The organism is Methylobacterium sp. TK26 (genome assembly GCF_055361565.1).
This window is the reverse complement of the sequence record NZ_CM143965.1, coordinates 3,392,345-3,406,496: the sequence shown is the minus strand read 5'-3', so window position 1 is coordinate 3,406,496 and position 14,152 is coordinate 3,392,345. Positions and strand designations below refer to the sequence as shown.

Annotated in this window: 16 protein-coding genes, 1 tRNA gene and 1 pseudogene; 7 read left to right on the top strand and 11 right to left on the bottom strand. The window is 66.8% G+C overall.

Annotation, left to right across the window (positions count from 1 at the left end; genetic code table 11):
- Positions 1–238: 238 nt before the first annotated feature.
- The 3 genes from ACXJ1Y_RS16505 to ACXJ1Y_RS16495 all read right to left on the bottom strand — a co-directional run bounded on the left by ACXJ1Y_RS16505 (position 239) and on the right by ACXJ1Y_RS16495 (position 5,193).
- The gene (locus ACXJ1Y_RS16505; protein WP_463847261.1) at positions 239–3,403 is read right to left on the bottom strand and encodes a multidrug efflux RND transporter permease subunit; all 3,165 of its coding nucleotides are present in this window, start codon (positions 3,401–3,403) and stop codon (positions 239–241) included.
- A 12-nt stretch (positions 3,404–3,415) separates the two neighbouring features.
- Positions 3,416–4,660 (bottom strand): efflux RND transporter periplasmic adaptor subunit, encoded by a 1,245-nt coding sequence (locus ACXJ1Y_RS16500; protein WP_463847260.1) that lies wholly within the window; start codon positions 4,658–4,660, stop codon positions 3,416–3,418.
- Between the two features lie 146 nt (positions 4,661–4,806).
- Complete coding sequence (locus ACXJ1Y_RS16495) at positions 4,807–5,193, bottom strand: hypothetical protein (protein ID WP_463847259.1); 387 nt, start codon at positions 5,191–5,193, stop codon at positions 4,807–4,809.
- Between the two features lie 237 nt (positions 5,194–5,430).
- On the opposite strand from ACXJ1Y_RS16495, the gene ACXJ1Y_RS16490 reads away from it, so the two are divergent.
- Entirely contained in the window at positions 5,431–6,006 is a 576-nt protein-coding gene (locus ACXJ1Y_RS16490; protein WP_243956034.1) for a L,D-transpeptidase, read from the top strand.
- Between the two features lie 54 nt (positions 6,007–6,060).
- Here ACXJ1Y_RS16490 and ACXJ1Y_RS16485 read toward each other — a convergent pair whose 3' ends face one another.
- Positions 6,061–7,104 carry a MaoC family dehydratase gene (locus ACXJ1Y_RS16485; protein ID WP_463847258.1) on the bottom strand — a complete coding sequence of 348 codons (1,044 nt, stop codon included), beginning with the start codon at positions 7,102–7,104 and terminating at the stop codon, positions 6,061–6,063.
- A 13-nt stretch (positions 7,105–7,117) separates the two neighbouring features.
- Complete coding sequence (locus ACXJ1Y_RS16480; RefSeq protein WP_238248522.1) at positions 7,118–7,420, bottom strand: YggT family protein; 303 nt, start codon at positions 7,418–7,420, stop codon at positions 7,118–7,120.
- A gap of 121 nt (positions 7,421–7,541) precedes the next feature.
- Between ACXJ1Y_RS16480 and ACXJ1Y_RS16475 the strand changes: the two genes are divergently transcribed.
- From ACXJ1Y_RS16475 to ACXJ1Y_RS16460, 4 genes are all read left to right on the top strand, one after another.
- Positions 7,542–7,617, top strand: a tRNA-Ala gene (locus ACXJ1Y_RS16475).
- A gap of 59 nt (positions 7,618–7,676) precedes the next feature.
- Positions 7,677–7,952 carry a hypothetical protein gene (locus tag ACXJ1Y_RS16470; protein WP_463847257.1) on the top strand — a complete coding sequence of 92 codons (276 nt, stop codon included), beginning with the start codon at positions 7,677–7,679 and terminating at the stop codon, positions 7,950–7,952.
- Positions 7,953–8,123: 171 nt separating this feature from the next.
- The gene (locus tag ACXJ1Y_RS16465; protein ID WP_463847256.1) at positions 8,124–8,387 is read left to right on the top strand and encodes a hypothetical protein; all 264 of its coding nucleotides are present in this window, start codon (positions 8,124–8,126) and stop codon (positions 8,385–8,387) included.
- A 302-nt stretch (positions 8,388–8,689) separates the two neighbouring features.
- Positions 8,690–8,908, top strand: a complete 219-nt coding sequence (locus ACXJ1Y_RS16460) for a hypothetical protein (RefSeq protein ID WP_463847255.1) — start codon at positions 8,690–8,692, stop codon at positions 8,906–8,908.
- A gap of 98 nt (positions 8,909–9,006) precedes the next feature.
- On the opposite strand, the gene ACXJ1Y_RS16455 is transcribed toward ACXJ1Y_RS16460, so the two are convergent.
- Positions 9,007–9,465 (bottom strand): tellurite resistance TerB family protein, encoded by a 459-nt coding sequence (locus tag ACXJ1Y_RS16455; protein ID WP_463847254.1) that lies wholly within the window; start codon positions 9,463–9,465, stop codon positions 9,007–9,009.
- Positions 9,466–9,541: 76 nt separating this feature from the next.
- The gene (locus tag ACXJ1Y_RS16450) at positions 9,542–10,111 is read right to left on the bottom strand and encodes a peptidase S14 (protein ID WP_463847253.1); all 570 of its coding nucleotides are present in this window, start codon (positions 10,109–10,111) and stop codon (positions 9,542–9,544) included.
- A gap of 434 nt (positions 10,112–10,545) precedes the next feature.
- On the opposite strand from ACXJ1Y_RS16450, the gene ACXJ1Y_RS16445 reads away from it, so the two are divergent.
- Positions 10,546–10,749, top strand: a complete 204-nt coding sequence (locus ACXJ1Y_RS16445; protein ID WP_463847252.1) for a hypothetical protein — start codon at positions 10,546–10,548, stop codon at positions 10,747–10,749.
- A gap of 101 nt (positions 10,750–10,850) precedes the next feature.
- Here ACXJ1Y_RS16445 and ACXJ1Y_RS16440 read toward each other — a convergent pair whose 3' ends face one another.
- From ACXJ1Y_RS16440 to ACXJ1Y_RS16425, 4 genes are all read right to left on the bottom strand, one after another.
- On the bottom strand, positions 10,851–11,744 hold the full coding sequence (locus ACXJ1Y_RS16440) for an outer membrane protein (protein ID WP_463847251.1): 894 nt from the start codon (positions 11,742–11,744) through the stop codon (positions 10,851–10,853).
- 417 nt (positions 11,745–12,161) lie between these two features.
- On the bottom strand, positions 12,162–12,290 hold the full coding sequence (locus ACXJ1Y_RS16435; RefSeq protein ID WP_463847250.1) for a hypothetical protein: 129 nt from the start codon (positions 12,288–12,290) through the stop codon (positions 12,162–12,164).
- A 24-nt stretch (positions 12,291–12,314) separates the two neighbouring features.
- Entirely contained in the window at positions 12,315–12,524 is a 210-nt protein-coding gene (locus tag ACXJ1Y_RS16430) for a hypothetical protein (RefSeq protein WP_463847249.1), read from the bottom strand.
- Between the two features lie 631 nt (positions 12,525–13,155).
- Positions 13,156–13,431: a hypothetical protein gene (locus tag ACXJ1Y_RS16425; protein WP_463850198.1), complete on the bottom strand. Its 276-nt coding sequence runs from the start codon at positions 13,429–13,431 to the stop codon at positions 13,156–13,158.
- Between the two features lie 10 nt (positions 13,432–13,441).
- On the opposite strand from ACXJ1Y_RS16425, the pseudogene ACXJ1Y_RS16420 reads away from it, so the two are divergent.
- A pseudogene (locus ACXJ1Y_RS16420) lies at positions 13,442–14,074 on the top strand (hypothetical protein); the annotation flags it as partial.
- Between the last annotated feature and the right edge of the window lie 78 nt (positions 14,075–14,152).

The following is a 14,152-nucleotide window of genomic DNA, read 5'->3' as shown; positions in this document are numbered from 1 at the left end:
GCAGCACCTCGGGATGAGGTTTGAGCTCGGATAGACTGATTTCGAGCAGCGCTGTCGTGTCCGCCGGTCTTTCCTTAACAGCCCGTTAAGGTTTTTACTTCATGAAGAAGGCATCCAGTTGTCTGGATGTCGAGTGCGACCCGGTTTCGTCCACTCTGTTTGATGCCTCCCTGATGACTCGCTCAGCCGCCCCTCGGGGCGGCTTTTTTCGTCGCCCCGGGGAGAGGGGAGCGCCGCCTCACTCGGCGGCGCTCGCGTGGATGCGGGGCGCGGGGCTCTCCTGCGCGGCGGCCTGCTCGCCCTCCCGCACCGCCTTCCGGCGGAAGATGCGCATCACCACCACGAAGAAGACCGGCACGAAGAACACCGCGAGCACGGTCGCCGTGATCATGCCGCCCATTACGCCCGTACCGATGGCCTGCTGGCTCTTCGAGGCGGCGCCGGTGGCGATGGCCAGCGGCACCACGCCGAAGATGAAGGCCAGCGAGGTCATTACGATGGGCCGGAAGCGGAGCGTCGCCGCATCGATGGCCGCCTTCACCACGGAGGTGCCGGGCTTCCACAGGTCCTTGGCGAATTCCACGATCAGGATCGCGTTCTTGGCCGAGAGGCCGATGATCGTGATGAGCCCGATCTTGAAATACACGTCGTTCGGCATGCCCCGCAGCATCACCGCCGCCACGGACCCGATCACCCCCAGCGGGATGACGAGGAGCACCGAGACGGGGATCGCCCAGCTCTCGTAGAGGGCGGCGAGGCACAGGAAGACGATCAGCACCGAGAGGGCGAGCAGCAGGCTCGCTTGGCTGCCCGCCAGCTTCTCCTGCTCGGACTGGCCGGTCCAGGCATAGCCGAAGCCCTTGGGCAACTGGAGCATCAGCTGCTCCATCTCGGCGATGGCGTCGCCCGTGGTGAAGCCTGCCCGGGGCTCGCCCGTGAAGCGCACCGACTGGTAGCCGTTGAAGCCGACGATCTGGCTCGGCCCCACCCCCCATTTCAGTTCGGCGAAGGAGGACATCGGGACCATGGTGCCCGTACTGTTCTTCACCGCGTAGTTGAGGATGTCCGCCGCGTTGAGCCGCTGCAGCTGCTCGGCCTGGACGTAGACGCGCTGCATCTTGCCCCGGTTCGGGAAGTCGTTGGTGTAGACCGAGCCGAGGTTCACCTGGATGACGTCGTTGATGTCCTCGAACTTCACGCCGAGCGCCGCCGCCTTCTCGCGGTCGATGATGAGCTCGGCCTGGGGCGTGGCGGGCAGGCCCTCGATCTTCACGTTCTTCAAGACGGGGCTGCGCCGGGCGATGGACAGGAGTTGCGCCTGCGCGGCGGTGAGCGCCGCGTAGCCCCGCTGCGCCCGGTCCTGCAGGCGGAACGAGAAGCCCGACGCGTTGCCGAGGTTGTCGACCGGCGGCGGCTCCTGCGCGTCGATCATCGCATCCCGGTAGTTGCCGAGGGCCTCGTTGGTGCCCTTCACCAGGGCGGATGCGGAACTGCTCGCGTCGCGCTCGTCCCAGGGCTTCAGGGTCACGAAGGCCTGGCTGGTGTTCGGCCCCTGGCCCGAGAACGAGAAGCCGTTGAGGATCGTCACCGTGGCGACGCCGGGCTGGGCGAGGAGATGCTCCTCGACCTTGCGCACCGCCGTCATGGTCCGGTTGAACGAGGCGCCGGGGGGCGTCTGCACGTCGACGGTGAAGAAGCCCTGGTCCTCCACCGGCAGGAAGCCCTCCGGCAATTGCACGAAGGCGTAGGCCGTGCCCGCGACCAGGGCGACGTAGACCAGCATCACCCGGCCCGCCTTGGCGATGAACCACGCGGTGCCGCGTCCGTAGCGGGCGGTCTCCCGGTCCACGAACCGGTTGAAGATCCCGAACACGCCGCCCTTGGCGTGGCCGTGGCCCTTCTCGATGGGCTTGAGGAAGGTGGCGCAGAGCGCGGGCGTCAGCGACAGGGCGAGCAGCGCCGAGAAGGCGATGGACGTGACCATCGCGATGGAGAACTGCCGGTAGATGATGCCCACCGAGCCGGGGAAGAACGCCATCGGCACGAACACCGCCATCAGCACCAGGGTGATGCCGATGATCGCCCCGGTGATCTGGTCCATGGCCTTCTTGGTGGCCTCCTTCGGGAGCAGCCCCTCCTCGTTCATGATGCGCTCGACGTTCTCGACGACGACGATGGCGTCGTCCACGAGGATGCCGATGGCGAGCACCATGCCGAACATGGTGAGCACGTTCACGGAGAAGCCGGACAGCCACATCACCGTCACCGTGCCCATGAGGGCGATGGGCACGACGATGGTCGGGATCAGCGTGTAGCGGATGTTCTGCAGGAACAGGAACATCACGAGGAAGACGAGGATCACCGCCTCCACGAGGGTGTGCAGCACCTTCTCGATGGAGGCCTTCACGGCCGGGGTGATGTCGTAGGGGATGTCCCATTTCAGCCCCGGCGGGAAGAACTGCGACAGCTCCTCCATCTTGGCGCGGATGGCCTTGGCGGTCTCCAGGGCGTTGCCGTCGGGGGCGAGCGTCACCGAGATGCCGGCCGCCTGACCGCCGTTGAGGCGGGTCGAGAACTGGTAGGCGTCGCCGCCGAGTTCGATCCGGGCGACGTCGCGCAGGCGCACGTTCGAGCCGTCCGGGTTCGCCCGCAGGACGATGGCCCCGAAATCCTCCACCGTGGAGAGCTGGCCCTTCACCACGATGGGCGCGGTGAGCGCGTTGGCGGACGGGCTCGGCTGCGCGCCGACCGCGCCGGAGGCGATCTGGATGTTCTGGTTGCGGATGGCGTCGCTGACGTCGCCGGGGGTGAGCGAGAGGCCGCGCAGCTTGTCGGGATCGACCCAGACCCGGAGGGAGCGTTCCGTCGAGTAGAGCGTCGCGCGCCCGACGCCGGGGATGCGGCGGATCTCGTTGATGACGTTGCGGATCAGGAAGTCGCCGAGCCCCACCTCGTCCATGCCGCCATCGGTGGAGACGAGGGTGATGATGTTGAGCGTCGCGGCGGAGGCCTCCTCCACGAGGATGCCGTTCTGGCGCACTTCCACCGGCAGGCGCGCCTCGACGCGCTTCAGCCTGTTCTGCACCTCCACCGAGGCGAGCGACGGGTCGGTCCCCGGCCGGAAGGTGGCGGTGATGTTCACGGAGCCGAACGAGTCGGTGGTCGACTCGAAGCTCATGATGTTGGCCGCCCCGTTCAGCTCATCCTCGATGAGCCGGGTCGTGCCCGTGTAGAGGCTCTCCACCGAGGCGCCGGGGAAGGCGGTCGAGAGGGCGATGGAGGGCGGCGCGATCACCGGATACTGCGCCACCGGCAGGTTCGGGATCGCCAGCGCGCCGCCAAGCATGATGAACAGCGCGACGACCCAGGCGAAGACCGGGCGGTCGATGAAGAAGCGGGCCATGGAGCGCCTCCCTCAGCGACGCTGCGCGGCGGCTTGCGCCCGCTGCTGCGTGTCGGCCTTCTCGCTCGCCTCGTCGGCGTCGGTCTGCTGCGCCGGCTCGGCATGGGGCGGGGTCTGGTCGAGGGGCTTCACCTTCATCCCCACCGTGACCTTCTGGAAGCCGTCCACCACGACGCGCTCTCCCGCCTTCAGGCCGGAGCGGATCAGCCAGTCGCCGCCGACGACCGGCCCGACCTCCACCGGCTGGCGCATGACGGTCTGGTCCTCGCGGATCAGCCAGACCTCGGCGCGGCCGTCCTCGGTGCGCTGGATCGCCTGCTGCGGCACGGCGATGGCGTCCGAATCGATGCCCTGCTTGATGCGGGCGCGGACATACATGCCGGGGAACAGCTCGTCGTGCGGGTTCGGGAACTGCACGCGCAGCGTCACCTGGCCCGTGCTCGGGTCGGCGGTCACGTCCGAAAAGAGGAGGCGGCCGGCGAGCGGGTAGAGGCTGCCGTCGTCCATGATGAGGTGGACGTTGGCGGAATTCTCCTCCAGCCGCGCCAACTCGCCGCTGGCGAGGTCCCGGCGCAGGCGGTTCAGTTCGCCCACCGACTGGGTGATGTCGACATAGATCGGATCGAGCTGCTGGATCGTGGCCAGCGCCCCCGTCTGGCCCGGCTCGATGAGCGTGCCCTCGGTGAGGAGCGCCCGCCCGATGCGCCCGGTGATCGGGGCGCGCACATCGGTCCAGGAGAGGTTCAGTTGCGCCCGGTCGCGGGTCGCCTTGGCGCCGGCCACCTCGGCCTCGGCCTGCTTCTTCCCGGCGAAGGCGGCATCGTACTGCGCTTGGCTGGCGGTCGCCCGCGAGAGCAACTGCTCCAGCCGGTCCGCCTGCTGCCGGGCGAGGACCTGCGCGGCCTCCTGGCGGGCCAGCGCCGCCTCGGCGCTGGCGAGCTCGACCTCGTAGGGGGCGGGGTCGATCTTGTAGAGGATGTCGCCTTCCTTGACCTGGCTGCCCTGCTCGAACAGCCGCTTCACCACGAGGCCGGAGACGCGGGAGCGCACCTCGGCGATGCGCATCGGCGCCACGCGGCCGGGCAGGTCGCGGACATAGGGAATCGCCTGGGCGTGGACGGTGACGTACCCGACCTCCGGGACGGGGGGCGTCGGGGCGGCGGCCTCGCGCGGGTTGCAGGCGGCCAGGGACAGGCCGAGCGCGGCGGCGGGGAGCAGCGCGAGGGCGCGGACGGGAAGGAGGGGCAGGCGGATCACGGGTTGCGACGCTCCTGACTGGCGTCTCGCGGATGCGGACGGAAGTCGTGTGGGCAGACCTAAAGGCTCAAGGCGGCGCTCTCGGCAGGTCCGGGCTCCAGGGCATCATGCCCGCGCTCCGTGTCCAAATTCCGAAAGGGCGAGGCTCAGGCCGCGCGGGGAGGGCGCAGGGGCGAGGCGATGGGCTCGGGCGAGGGCAGGGCCGTGCTCCCCTCGCGGAAGGGCGCGGGCACGAAACCGGGCACCGGCACGGATTGCGCCACCGGGGAGGGCAGGGCCGGATCGGCGGTGATCTCGCCATCGGCGGCGGCGATGGCGGTGCCGTCCCGGTCGAGCCGGTGCATCAGCGGCGCCCGGACGGGGGCCGTATGCGGGGCCATCACGGTGAGGGCGGGCCGGAACGCCATCCCGGGGACGGACGTTTCCATCCTGCCGGGTCCGAAGGCGGCGAAGGCGAGGGCGACGAGGCCCAGCACGAGCAACCCCAGACCCGAGGCGAACGCCGCGGGCCGCGTGCCGGGCCGAAGGGCCACGGGCTCCGCATCGAGGCGGGCCGAAGGAGCAGGCGGGCTGATCACGCCGCTGAGATAAGCACGGCCTCACACGGATGCAATCGCAACCGGTGCCGCAGCGTGTGTGGCGGCAATCGCACACCCTCGCGCAAACCCGCCCCCGTTCCGGCCGGCGGCCTCATCCCTGCCGCGATGCCGATGCCCGTTCCGGTTGAGGACCGAAGGGTCCGCCTTCTGTGATGGACGTAAGGATAGCGCATGTCGGGACGCATCGCGACGCTGGCGATCGCGGGATTGATGCTCGGGGCCGTGCCCCTCGGAGCCGTTCCCGCCAAGGCCGACCTCTTCGACCGGGGGCCGATCGCCGATTTCCTCAACGGCTTCCGCACCCAGGCGATTCCGCGGGAGACGGTGGCGTGGTCGGGCAAGGAGAAGCCCGGCACGGTGGTGGTCTCCACCCGCCAGCGCCGGCTCTTCTACGTGCTCGGCGGCGGCGAGGCGATCCGCTACGGCGTCGGCGTCGGCCGCGAGGGCTTCTCGTGGTCGGGGGTGAAGACCGTCTCCATGAAGAAGGAATGGCCGGATTGGCGCCCGCCGCAGCAGATGCTGGCCCGCCGCCCCGACCTGCCCCGCTACATGGCCGGCGGCCAGGACAACCCGCTCGGCGCCCGCGCCATGTATCTCGGCTCGTCGCTCTACCGCATCCACGGCTCGAACGAGCCCGAGACGATGGGCGCGGCGGTCTCCTCCGGCTGCATCCGCATGACCAACAAGGACGTGGTCGATCTCTACGACCGGGTGAAGGTCGGCACGAAGGTCGTCGTCCGGGACTGATGCCGGATCGCGGGCCTCCGGAGGCGTGTCGCCCTCCGGAGGCCCGGCTTCCTTCTACTTCGGCACGAAGGCCCAGTAATCGAGGTCGAGGATCACGGCCGGATCGTAGCCGTCGTTGAACTTGTCGGGGAAGGCGGCGCAGGGCTGGTTCTTGGTGGCCACCGTGCGCAGGCGCAGCAGGCCGACATCCTCGCGCCCGACGTCGGCGGTCTCGACCACCTCGCTCCACGCATAGACCGTGTCGCCGGCAAAGAGCGGGCCGACATGCCGGCCGGCATTGATGCCCGCGAGGGCGAAGGCGTTGCCCAGCCCGTTGTAGCTCAGGGCCCGGGCCAGCGAGATCACGTGCCCGCCATAGATCAGCCGGCGGCCGAAGCGGGTGTCCTTGGCGGCGAGCCCGTCGAAATGCACCTTGGCCGTGTTCTGGAACAGGCGCGTGGCGATCTGATGCTCGGCCTCCTCGACGGTCATGCCGTCGACGTGGTCGATGCGCTCGCCCGCCTGATAATCGGCGAAGCGGTGCGGGCTGCCGGCCAGCGCCACGTCGTAGGCGGCGGGGTTCAGGGGGGGCAGGGCGCCCGCGATGTCCTTCGGATCGACGGCCTTGGCGAGCGTCGGCACATGCTCCTCGGCGATCACCGCCTCGGGGTCGCGCTTGCGCACCAGCACCCAGCGGCAATAGCTCAGCACGGTCTCGCCGTGCTCGTCCGAGCCGACCGAGCGGACGTAGACGACGCCGGTCTGCCGGTTGGAGCTTTCCTTCAGGCCGATGACCTCGGAGACGGTTGAGAGCGTCTCGCCCGGATAGACCGGCCGGCGGAAGCCGCCCTCGGCATAGCCGAGATTGGCGAGGGCGTTCAGGGAGACGTCCGGCACGGTCTTGCCGAACACCACGTGGAAGGTGAGCAGGTCGTCCAGGGGGCTCTTCGGATAGCCCAGCGCGCGGGCGAAGGCGTCCGAGGACTGCACCGCGAAGCGCGGCCCGTAGAGCCCCGTGTAGAGGGCCACGTCCCCGGTCGTCACCGTCCGCGGGGTGGCGTGGCGGATGGTCTCGCCGAGGCGGAAATCCTCGAAGAACCGGCCGGGATTGGTCTTCACGGGGCGGTGCTCCTCAACGGGTGTAGACATAGGCCGCCGGGACGGCGAACTCGTGCAGCAGGCGGCTGATGAACAGCAGCAGCAGGATGAGGATGATCGGCGAGATGTCGACGCCGCCGAGGTTGGGCAGCAGGTTGCGGATCGGCCTCAGGGCGGGTTCGGTGATCCGGTAGAGCACCTCGCCGATTTGCGCGACGACGGGGTTGCGCACGTTGACGACGTTGAAGGCGACGAGCCAACTCAGCACGGCGCTCGCGATGAGCACGTAGATGAAGAGTTGGACGACCGTATCGAAGAGCCAGATCAGGGCGTTCATGCGCGCGCGCGATGTCCTCGGGGAGCGGATTTCGCGTGCCGCGGCCGCGAAAGCGACCCGGACATGCGAGACGGGAATTGACAGGCTGAGGCACCCGCGCCTACAAGGCCGGCGCCTCGACGGGGCTGTAGCTCAGATGGGAGAGCGCCGCAATCGCACTGCGGAGGTCAGGGGTTCGAATCCCCTCAGCTCCACCAAAGGCCTTCGCGCTTCCTGCGCGGGCCTTAGGTGGTCGGCATTCACGATTGATCAGCCATTGAACGCGGCCTTCGCCTGGTTCTTCCGCGATCGTGCCAGCGGGCGCATCGTCATCGGCCAGTGGCCGAACCTCCCGCTCTGGCTGTTCGGCCTCGCGCAGGCCGTCGCCTGGATCGCCGGGGAGGCGAGCGCCATCGGGCGCTGGGCGGACATTGCATCCTGGATCGCCCTGGCGGTGTGGGCGGGCGACGAGGTGCTCCGCGGCGTCAATCCGTGGCGACGCTGCCTGGGAGGCGCCGTGCTGCTCGGGATGGCGGTTCGCCTGATCGCCTGATCACCCGGCGCCCGTGCGCCGTTCACGAAACATCTCCGCCAATCTTAATCCCCCGCGCCGCGTGTGCGGAGGCACGTCATGTCGGCAAAACAATCACCATCTTAGGATCACGCAAGGAGAAATAGACCGAATAACTCGGGCTGATCTGCGTAAAGGAGTTTATAAAAAGCCATGAAGACCCGTATCGCCGCCGTCGTCACCGCGCTCGTGCTTGGCGTCGCTCCGATCTCGTCGGCCATGGCCTTCGAGCGGTCCACCTGGACCGGTCTCACCCCCTACGAGGTCGAAACGACAGGCTCGTTCGATCTCTCGGGGAGCCGGTACGACCGCAACCCCGCGACCTGTCCGATGAGTTCGGCCGCTGAAGGCAACGCCAATCAGCAGAACTTCCCGGTGAAGCAGTACGGCCAGACCGCTGGCGGCAACCGCTGCTAAGCCCACAAGGACAGTGTGATGCTGAAAGTGTTCTCCTACGCCATGGCGGCCGTCTTCGTCGGCGGCCTCGTGATGACCGTCATCGGCTCCGCCGGCGTGCTGATGGCCCTGTGACCAGGGACCACGAACGATCGATGGCGGGGCGAAAGCCCCGCCTTTTTCGTTTGTGCGCCCCTGGCGAGGGAGCATCGATAACATCGATTTCGGCTATCGATACCATTTGTTTGAATGATGGTGCGGCGCAGTACAAATTACCCCTCGACAGGAGGCACCAGCCTCCAAGCACCTGAGGGATAACCACAATGACCGTTCGTACCGTCACGCTCGCCGCTCTGGCCGCCGTCGCCCTCGCGGGGCCGGCCCTGGCCGATGAGCGCCTCAACCTCACCCCCACGCTGTACCGCGATCAGGCCCGCGTCACCGCCTCGGTGCGGCCGGCGTCCGAGCTGACCACGACGCCGCGCCTCGTGCCGGTCGCTCCGGCGAAGTCCCGCGTCGTCGCCGAGGTGCTGGCCCGCTAGAGCGCTTTCCGCCGAAGTGGACACCGGTTCGGCGTAAGAGAGCGCGTCACGACAAAGGCTTAGGGCTGCGCACGATTGCAACGCGATCGGGCACGGCTCTAACGTGTCGGCTTGGCCGCCACCGCGTCGAGCAGGCGATCCCTGTCGACGATCAGAGCCGCCGCGATCTCCGTGAGTGCGGCGTGCTCGATCTCGGCGATGCCGTCATGGTCGGCCACATCCGTCGCGAGCAGGAACACGCTCTCGCGCTGATCGCCCGGCCGGCCGGCCATCGCCGAGATGCGGCGGAGGTTGTCCGCCCGTCCGGCCCGTGTGCGCGCCCGGCCTATGGCCTCATAGAGCGCTTCCTCCACCATCAGGGCATCGTAGCCCTTCTCGAGGATGGGACTGGCCAGCACGCCTGTCAGCGCGGTCTCGAATTCCTCGCTCGCCACCTCGCCGTCCGCCACCATCACGTTGGCGGCAGCGGACACGGCGGCCTGCATCAGCGTCTCATCGCCGGCATAGGCGGTCACCGCGCGGGCAACACGGGTGAGAAAATCAGCCACCAGGCTCATACGCCACAACCTCCGTCAGGTTGGGGGCCAATGACGCAATACACAGGCTCGTTCCCCACCGGATGGCGGGCCGGCCTCAGAGCACCGCCTCGATCAGACCGAGCCCCCTGGCCTCCTCCGCTTCCAGGTACCAATTGGCCGGCGCCCGCTGCAGGACCTCCTCCATCGTCACGGACGAGCCGAGGATCAGGTTCGCGAAGCCCTCGTTCTGGATGGCGATCGACGTCTCGAGCTCGTGCAGCGTCGCCTTCACCGCCGCCACGCAGGTGGTGAGGGGCCCCTGGACGTGCAGGTGCTTGTCCATCTTGCGCTCGTGGATCATCAACCGCGTCCCCCGCGTCAGGTAGCGGTTGGCTTTGGCGAAGAAGCTCATGAAGGTCGTGCCGGCGGAATAGATCGCCGCCTTGCCGAGGAAGACGTACCGCTTCTCCGGGTTCATCTCGCTATGGTAGCGCACGTCCTCGCCCATCATCCGGGCGACCTCCGGATCGCCGCCGAGGGTCGACAGTTCGATCACGACGAGGTCGTGCTCGTGGGCCGGTTCGAACTGCTGCCGGAAATCCTTGTACAGGGCGTAGTCGACGGCCCCTGAGAGCAGGACCGTCGGGGCCTTGAAGGCAGAGGCGGGGAGGATCGGGAGGGTCATCGGATCACCATCGCGGCTGGCGGGGGACGATCCACGGCCAGGGGCGGATCGCTGCAGTAAATTGCCATCGCGCTGCTTTTGTAGCGCAATCCTGCTTGTATGGCCGCGCACTCTCGGCTACGGCCGGTGTCCCGGACAAGAAAAAGCCGCCCACGAGGAGCGGCTGAAAGTCTAGGGAGGAAACGCCCAAGAAGGGCGGCAGGACGGCGACGCCATCGCTGTCCTGCACTGCATTTATAAGATTTTGCATTGCACCAGACAAGCCCGCCGAGGCGGGCGACGCGCCATTCCGCGATCATTGGGCCGGAGAGGTGCATTTTCGCACCGGTGCCCGCATCGGGCCTTCCGCCGCCCATGAACGGCCAGCGCGGGGTTCTGCCGCAGCGACGATGGCCCGTCCGCCCAGTTGCCTGAAGCCCATCAAGGAGACAGGCATGGCCGACAAGGCAGACGTGACCACCTACACCGTGAAGCAGGCCATGGCCGCCAAGGTCGGCGATCACATCGAGATCGCGGTCGAAGCCGAGGACGGGACCAAGCTGAAGCTGAAGGGCACGCCCGATCAGCTCGACGCGCTCGTCGGGGATCTGGAAGTGATCCTGGATGAGGACGACGCCAACACCGAAGCGGCCGAGTAAAGCACAAACGCCCCAGGAGTTGTGACACTCCTGGGGCGCTGCTTGGCCGATGAAATCAGTTCGATCGGGCTGACTTTGGGGCCAAGTCCGAACGAAGGGTCTTAGTACGAGCCGAACTTGTAGTTCACGCCGGCGCGGACGACGGCGAACTCGGTGTCGCGGCGGGTGTTGGCCGGGCCGGAGACGAGGGTGACGCCGGGGGTGGTGGTGGAGACGAGGGCGCCGCCGATGTTCTGGGCGAACGAGCCGGCGGTGCGGCGGTTCTGCTCGAGGTTCACGTAGAGGCCTTCGACCTTCAGGGTGACGGCCGAGGAGCGGAAGAAGTTCAGGAACGAGTCGGTCGGGAGAGCGTACTCGACACCGCCGCCGACGGCGTAGCCGGTCTGGAAGTCATCGGAGTTGACGCCGGTGCCGAACTGACGGCCGCCGCCCGAGCCGTAGGCGAAGCCGCCCGTGGCGTAGACGAGGGTGCGGTCGAAGGCGTAGCCGAGGCGGCCGCGCACGGTGCCGAAGTAGTCGAGGCCCGAGAGGCCGTTCGGGTTGAACACCAGGGTGCCCGGGATGATGGCGGAGCCGTTGGCGCCGATGGCGGAGAAGCGGTTCCGCTGGCGGCCGAAGTCGGCGTACTGGGCGTCGGCTTCGATACCGACGACCACGCCCGAGCCCGGGGTGAACTGGTAGTTGTAGCCGATCTGGCCACCGCCGACGAAGCCTTCGTTGTTGTTGGAGTTCGAGAAGGCGAGGACGCCGCTCTGGAGGGTGTTGCCGGTCGCGAAGATGGCGTTACCGGGGGAGACGCCGACGACGGTCGGGGCGCGGCTGGAGGAGGCGTCGAAGCCGTAACCGGCGTTGAAACCGGCGTAGAAGCCCGTCCAGGTGAAGACCGGCACCGGGGTGAAGATCGGCGGCGGGGCGGCGCGGCGCGGCAGGTCGGCGGCCGAAGCGGCGGCGGTCAGGGCCGTGAAGGCGGCGAGGGAGGCGATGAGCGTCTTCATAGGGTGGATGTCCTCAACAAAACCGTGGTTGAGCCCTTCCTATATCATTGCCTAAAACCTGACTGTAGCTGAACAGACACACCCGCCACCGAAGGAGATTTGCTCAGAGATGGGGGCGTTTTCGAAGATCGACGCTGGTTACCGAAGTGTAAGCGCAATCATTCGCGCTTAAGACTTGGCAAACTCGATGGGGGCCGTGGGCCGGCGCGTGCGGTGTCCAGTTCCCCCGCCACGCCGACCCTCACGCGACCGCCCGGCCGAGGCATCACGGGCAGGATGGGAGGAACTGGCTCGCATCCGCCTGTCGTCGCGTGCTCACCCGCTGCGGACCGTGCGGTGTCGCGAACGCCTCGGGGCCGCGTGCGGGGAGAGCGCTGCCTTAGCAGGCGCGGGCGCGCCTGTCCTGCGGTGAAAAGGTCAGTGGCCGTTCGGCGGCGCCCCGTGAACGACCTGATTCCAGGCCTCGACGCCGCCCGCCTGAAGCCAGAGCCACGCCGTCGCGGCCACCCAGGGACCGCCGATCAGGATGAAGGCGAGTAGGCCCATGATGCCCTCCATTGCCGTGGAGCGTCATGCCGACCGCGCAAGGCGCGCCCGCAGCGCTTCGGCCTCAGCTTGCCACGCATCCCGTTCGATTTGAATGGCCTCGATCAGGGCGTGGAGGTTGCCCGCGTCAATCGCGGTTTCCACGAGCATGTCCTGGGCTTGCGCGAGCTGGCCCCGCAGCTCGGCGTTCTCCGTCGCCAAGGCCAGCAGGATGGCAACCATGTCGTCGCCCATCGCCGCTCCCTGCTTCCACCGGAGCGGGGGCGTGTAGACCCGCCGGGGCGCAGCGGCAACCGCGTTTGCCGATCCGGGTCTCGGAGCCCGCATTGGCGTTCGGCCGCGTGTCGGGCAGGGCCCCCAGTGCCGGGTAGCGGTCTCTCCCCGAGTCCACCATTTGACGCCTGCATTGCCGATCGGGGCGGGCAGGGATGCAGAAGGATTTGATCCGGTTTCGCCCGATCCGGTCATGCTCCTCCACGGGCACGGCAAGGAGATCGCAGCAGAACTGAGTTTTCAGGCTCAGGCTTGCTGGGCGCCGTGGTTTGAGCAAGTGATCGAATAATCAGGTGTTTCGATAAGCTGGCCACTGTTTAGCGTATTGAAAAATTGTTTCCGCATACCGATGGCTCGTTTTTGTGACATTGCAGGATTGTTCGCAAGTCTATAGAGGAAACTGTAGATGCTATTAAATCAATTTGATGTCGCGAGTTTTGGCATTGGGGCAACCAATGGGCCGAACGATCATCGTTCGGTTGGTAAACGACTCGGAAAGACATCGCGTCATATGCTGGCTGGCATGCGGAGACATGGGCCGGCCTGCGGTCAGCGCCTGTCACATCGCGTTCGATGGCGTTGTGAAAGCAAATCACATCATGGGCTGGATGAAGTTCGACGGGCCCAGACGTCTTGCGGTACGCGTCCGCCTTGCCTGTTCAACCGCGGCGTCGGGCAGTCTGCCGCTTCCGGCGCGGCGGTTCGCGGTCGCCGTCTGCCTGCTGTCCTCCACGGCCCTGACGCCGGCCCATGCCGCCTCGCCGAACCAATGGACGGGGACGATCAGCACCGATTGGGCGGATGCGGGGAATTGGAGTTCCGGCAGCGTACCGAGGCTCAACGTCGACACCGTCGAGATCGATGTCACGCGCCAAAGCGTGGTTGAGACTGCTGGAGCGAGCGCCAATCAAATCATTGTCGGTAAAGACAGTAGCGGCACATTGATCGTACGGAGTGGCCAAACCCTAGATATATCGGAGTCCATTTCTCAGAGCTTGGTGATCGGTCTTAATGCTGGGTCGAATGGTCTAGTCGGTATTTCTGGCATAAACTCACAGATTGCAACCGACGGTATCGTAACTATTGGTAGTTACGGGACGGGTATGTTGGAGGTTGCAGGCGGCGGAAAACTCATAGCTGGAGACGAGATTGAGGTTGGGTACTTTGGTGTTGGAAGCTTAAATATTCAGAGCGGAGGTAGAGTTTCCAGCACAAAAGCAAATATTGGCTTCCAATCTAATGGTTCCGGCATTAGAGGCAGTGGCGCTGTCATTATTGATGGCGCTGACTCGAATTGGGCTGCATCGTCCAACTTTACTGTAGGCGCAGGCGGTAACGGAAGGCTGACTATTACGAATGGCGGATCGCTTTCCGCCAAGAACGGATCCTTGGGCGGCGACGTGACGGGTGTCGGTAACGCTTCCGTTGACGGGAATAACTCTACTTGGACCAACAGCAACGGCCTGACAGTCGGCAACCTGGGAACGGGCACGCTGACGATTTCCAATGGTGGACAGGTTGCCGCAACGACGGCCTTTCTCGCCAAGAGCCCTGGCTCCATTGGCACGATCAACATCGGCGCAGCGCCC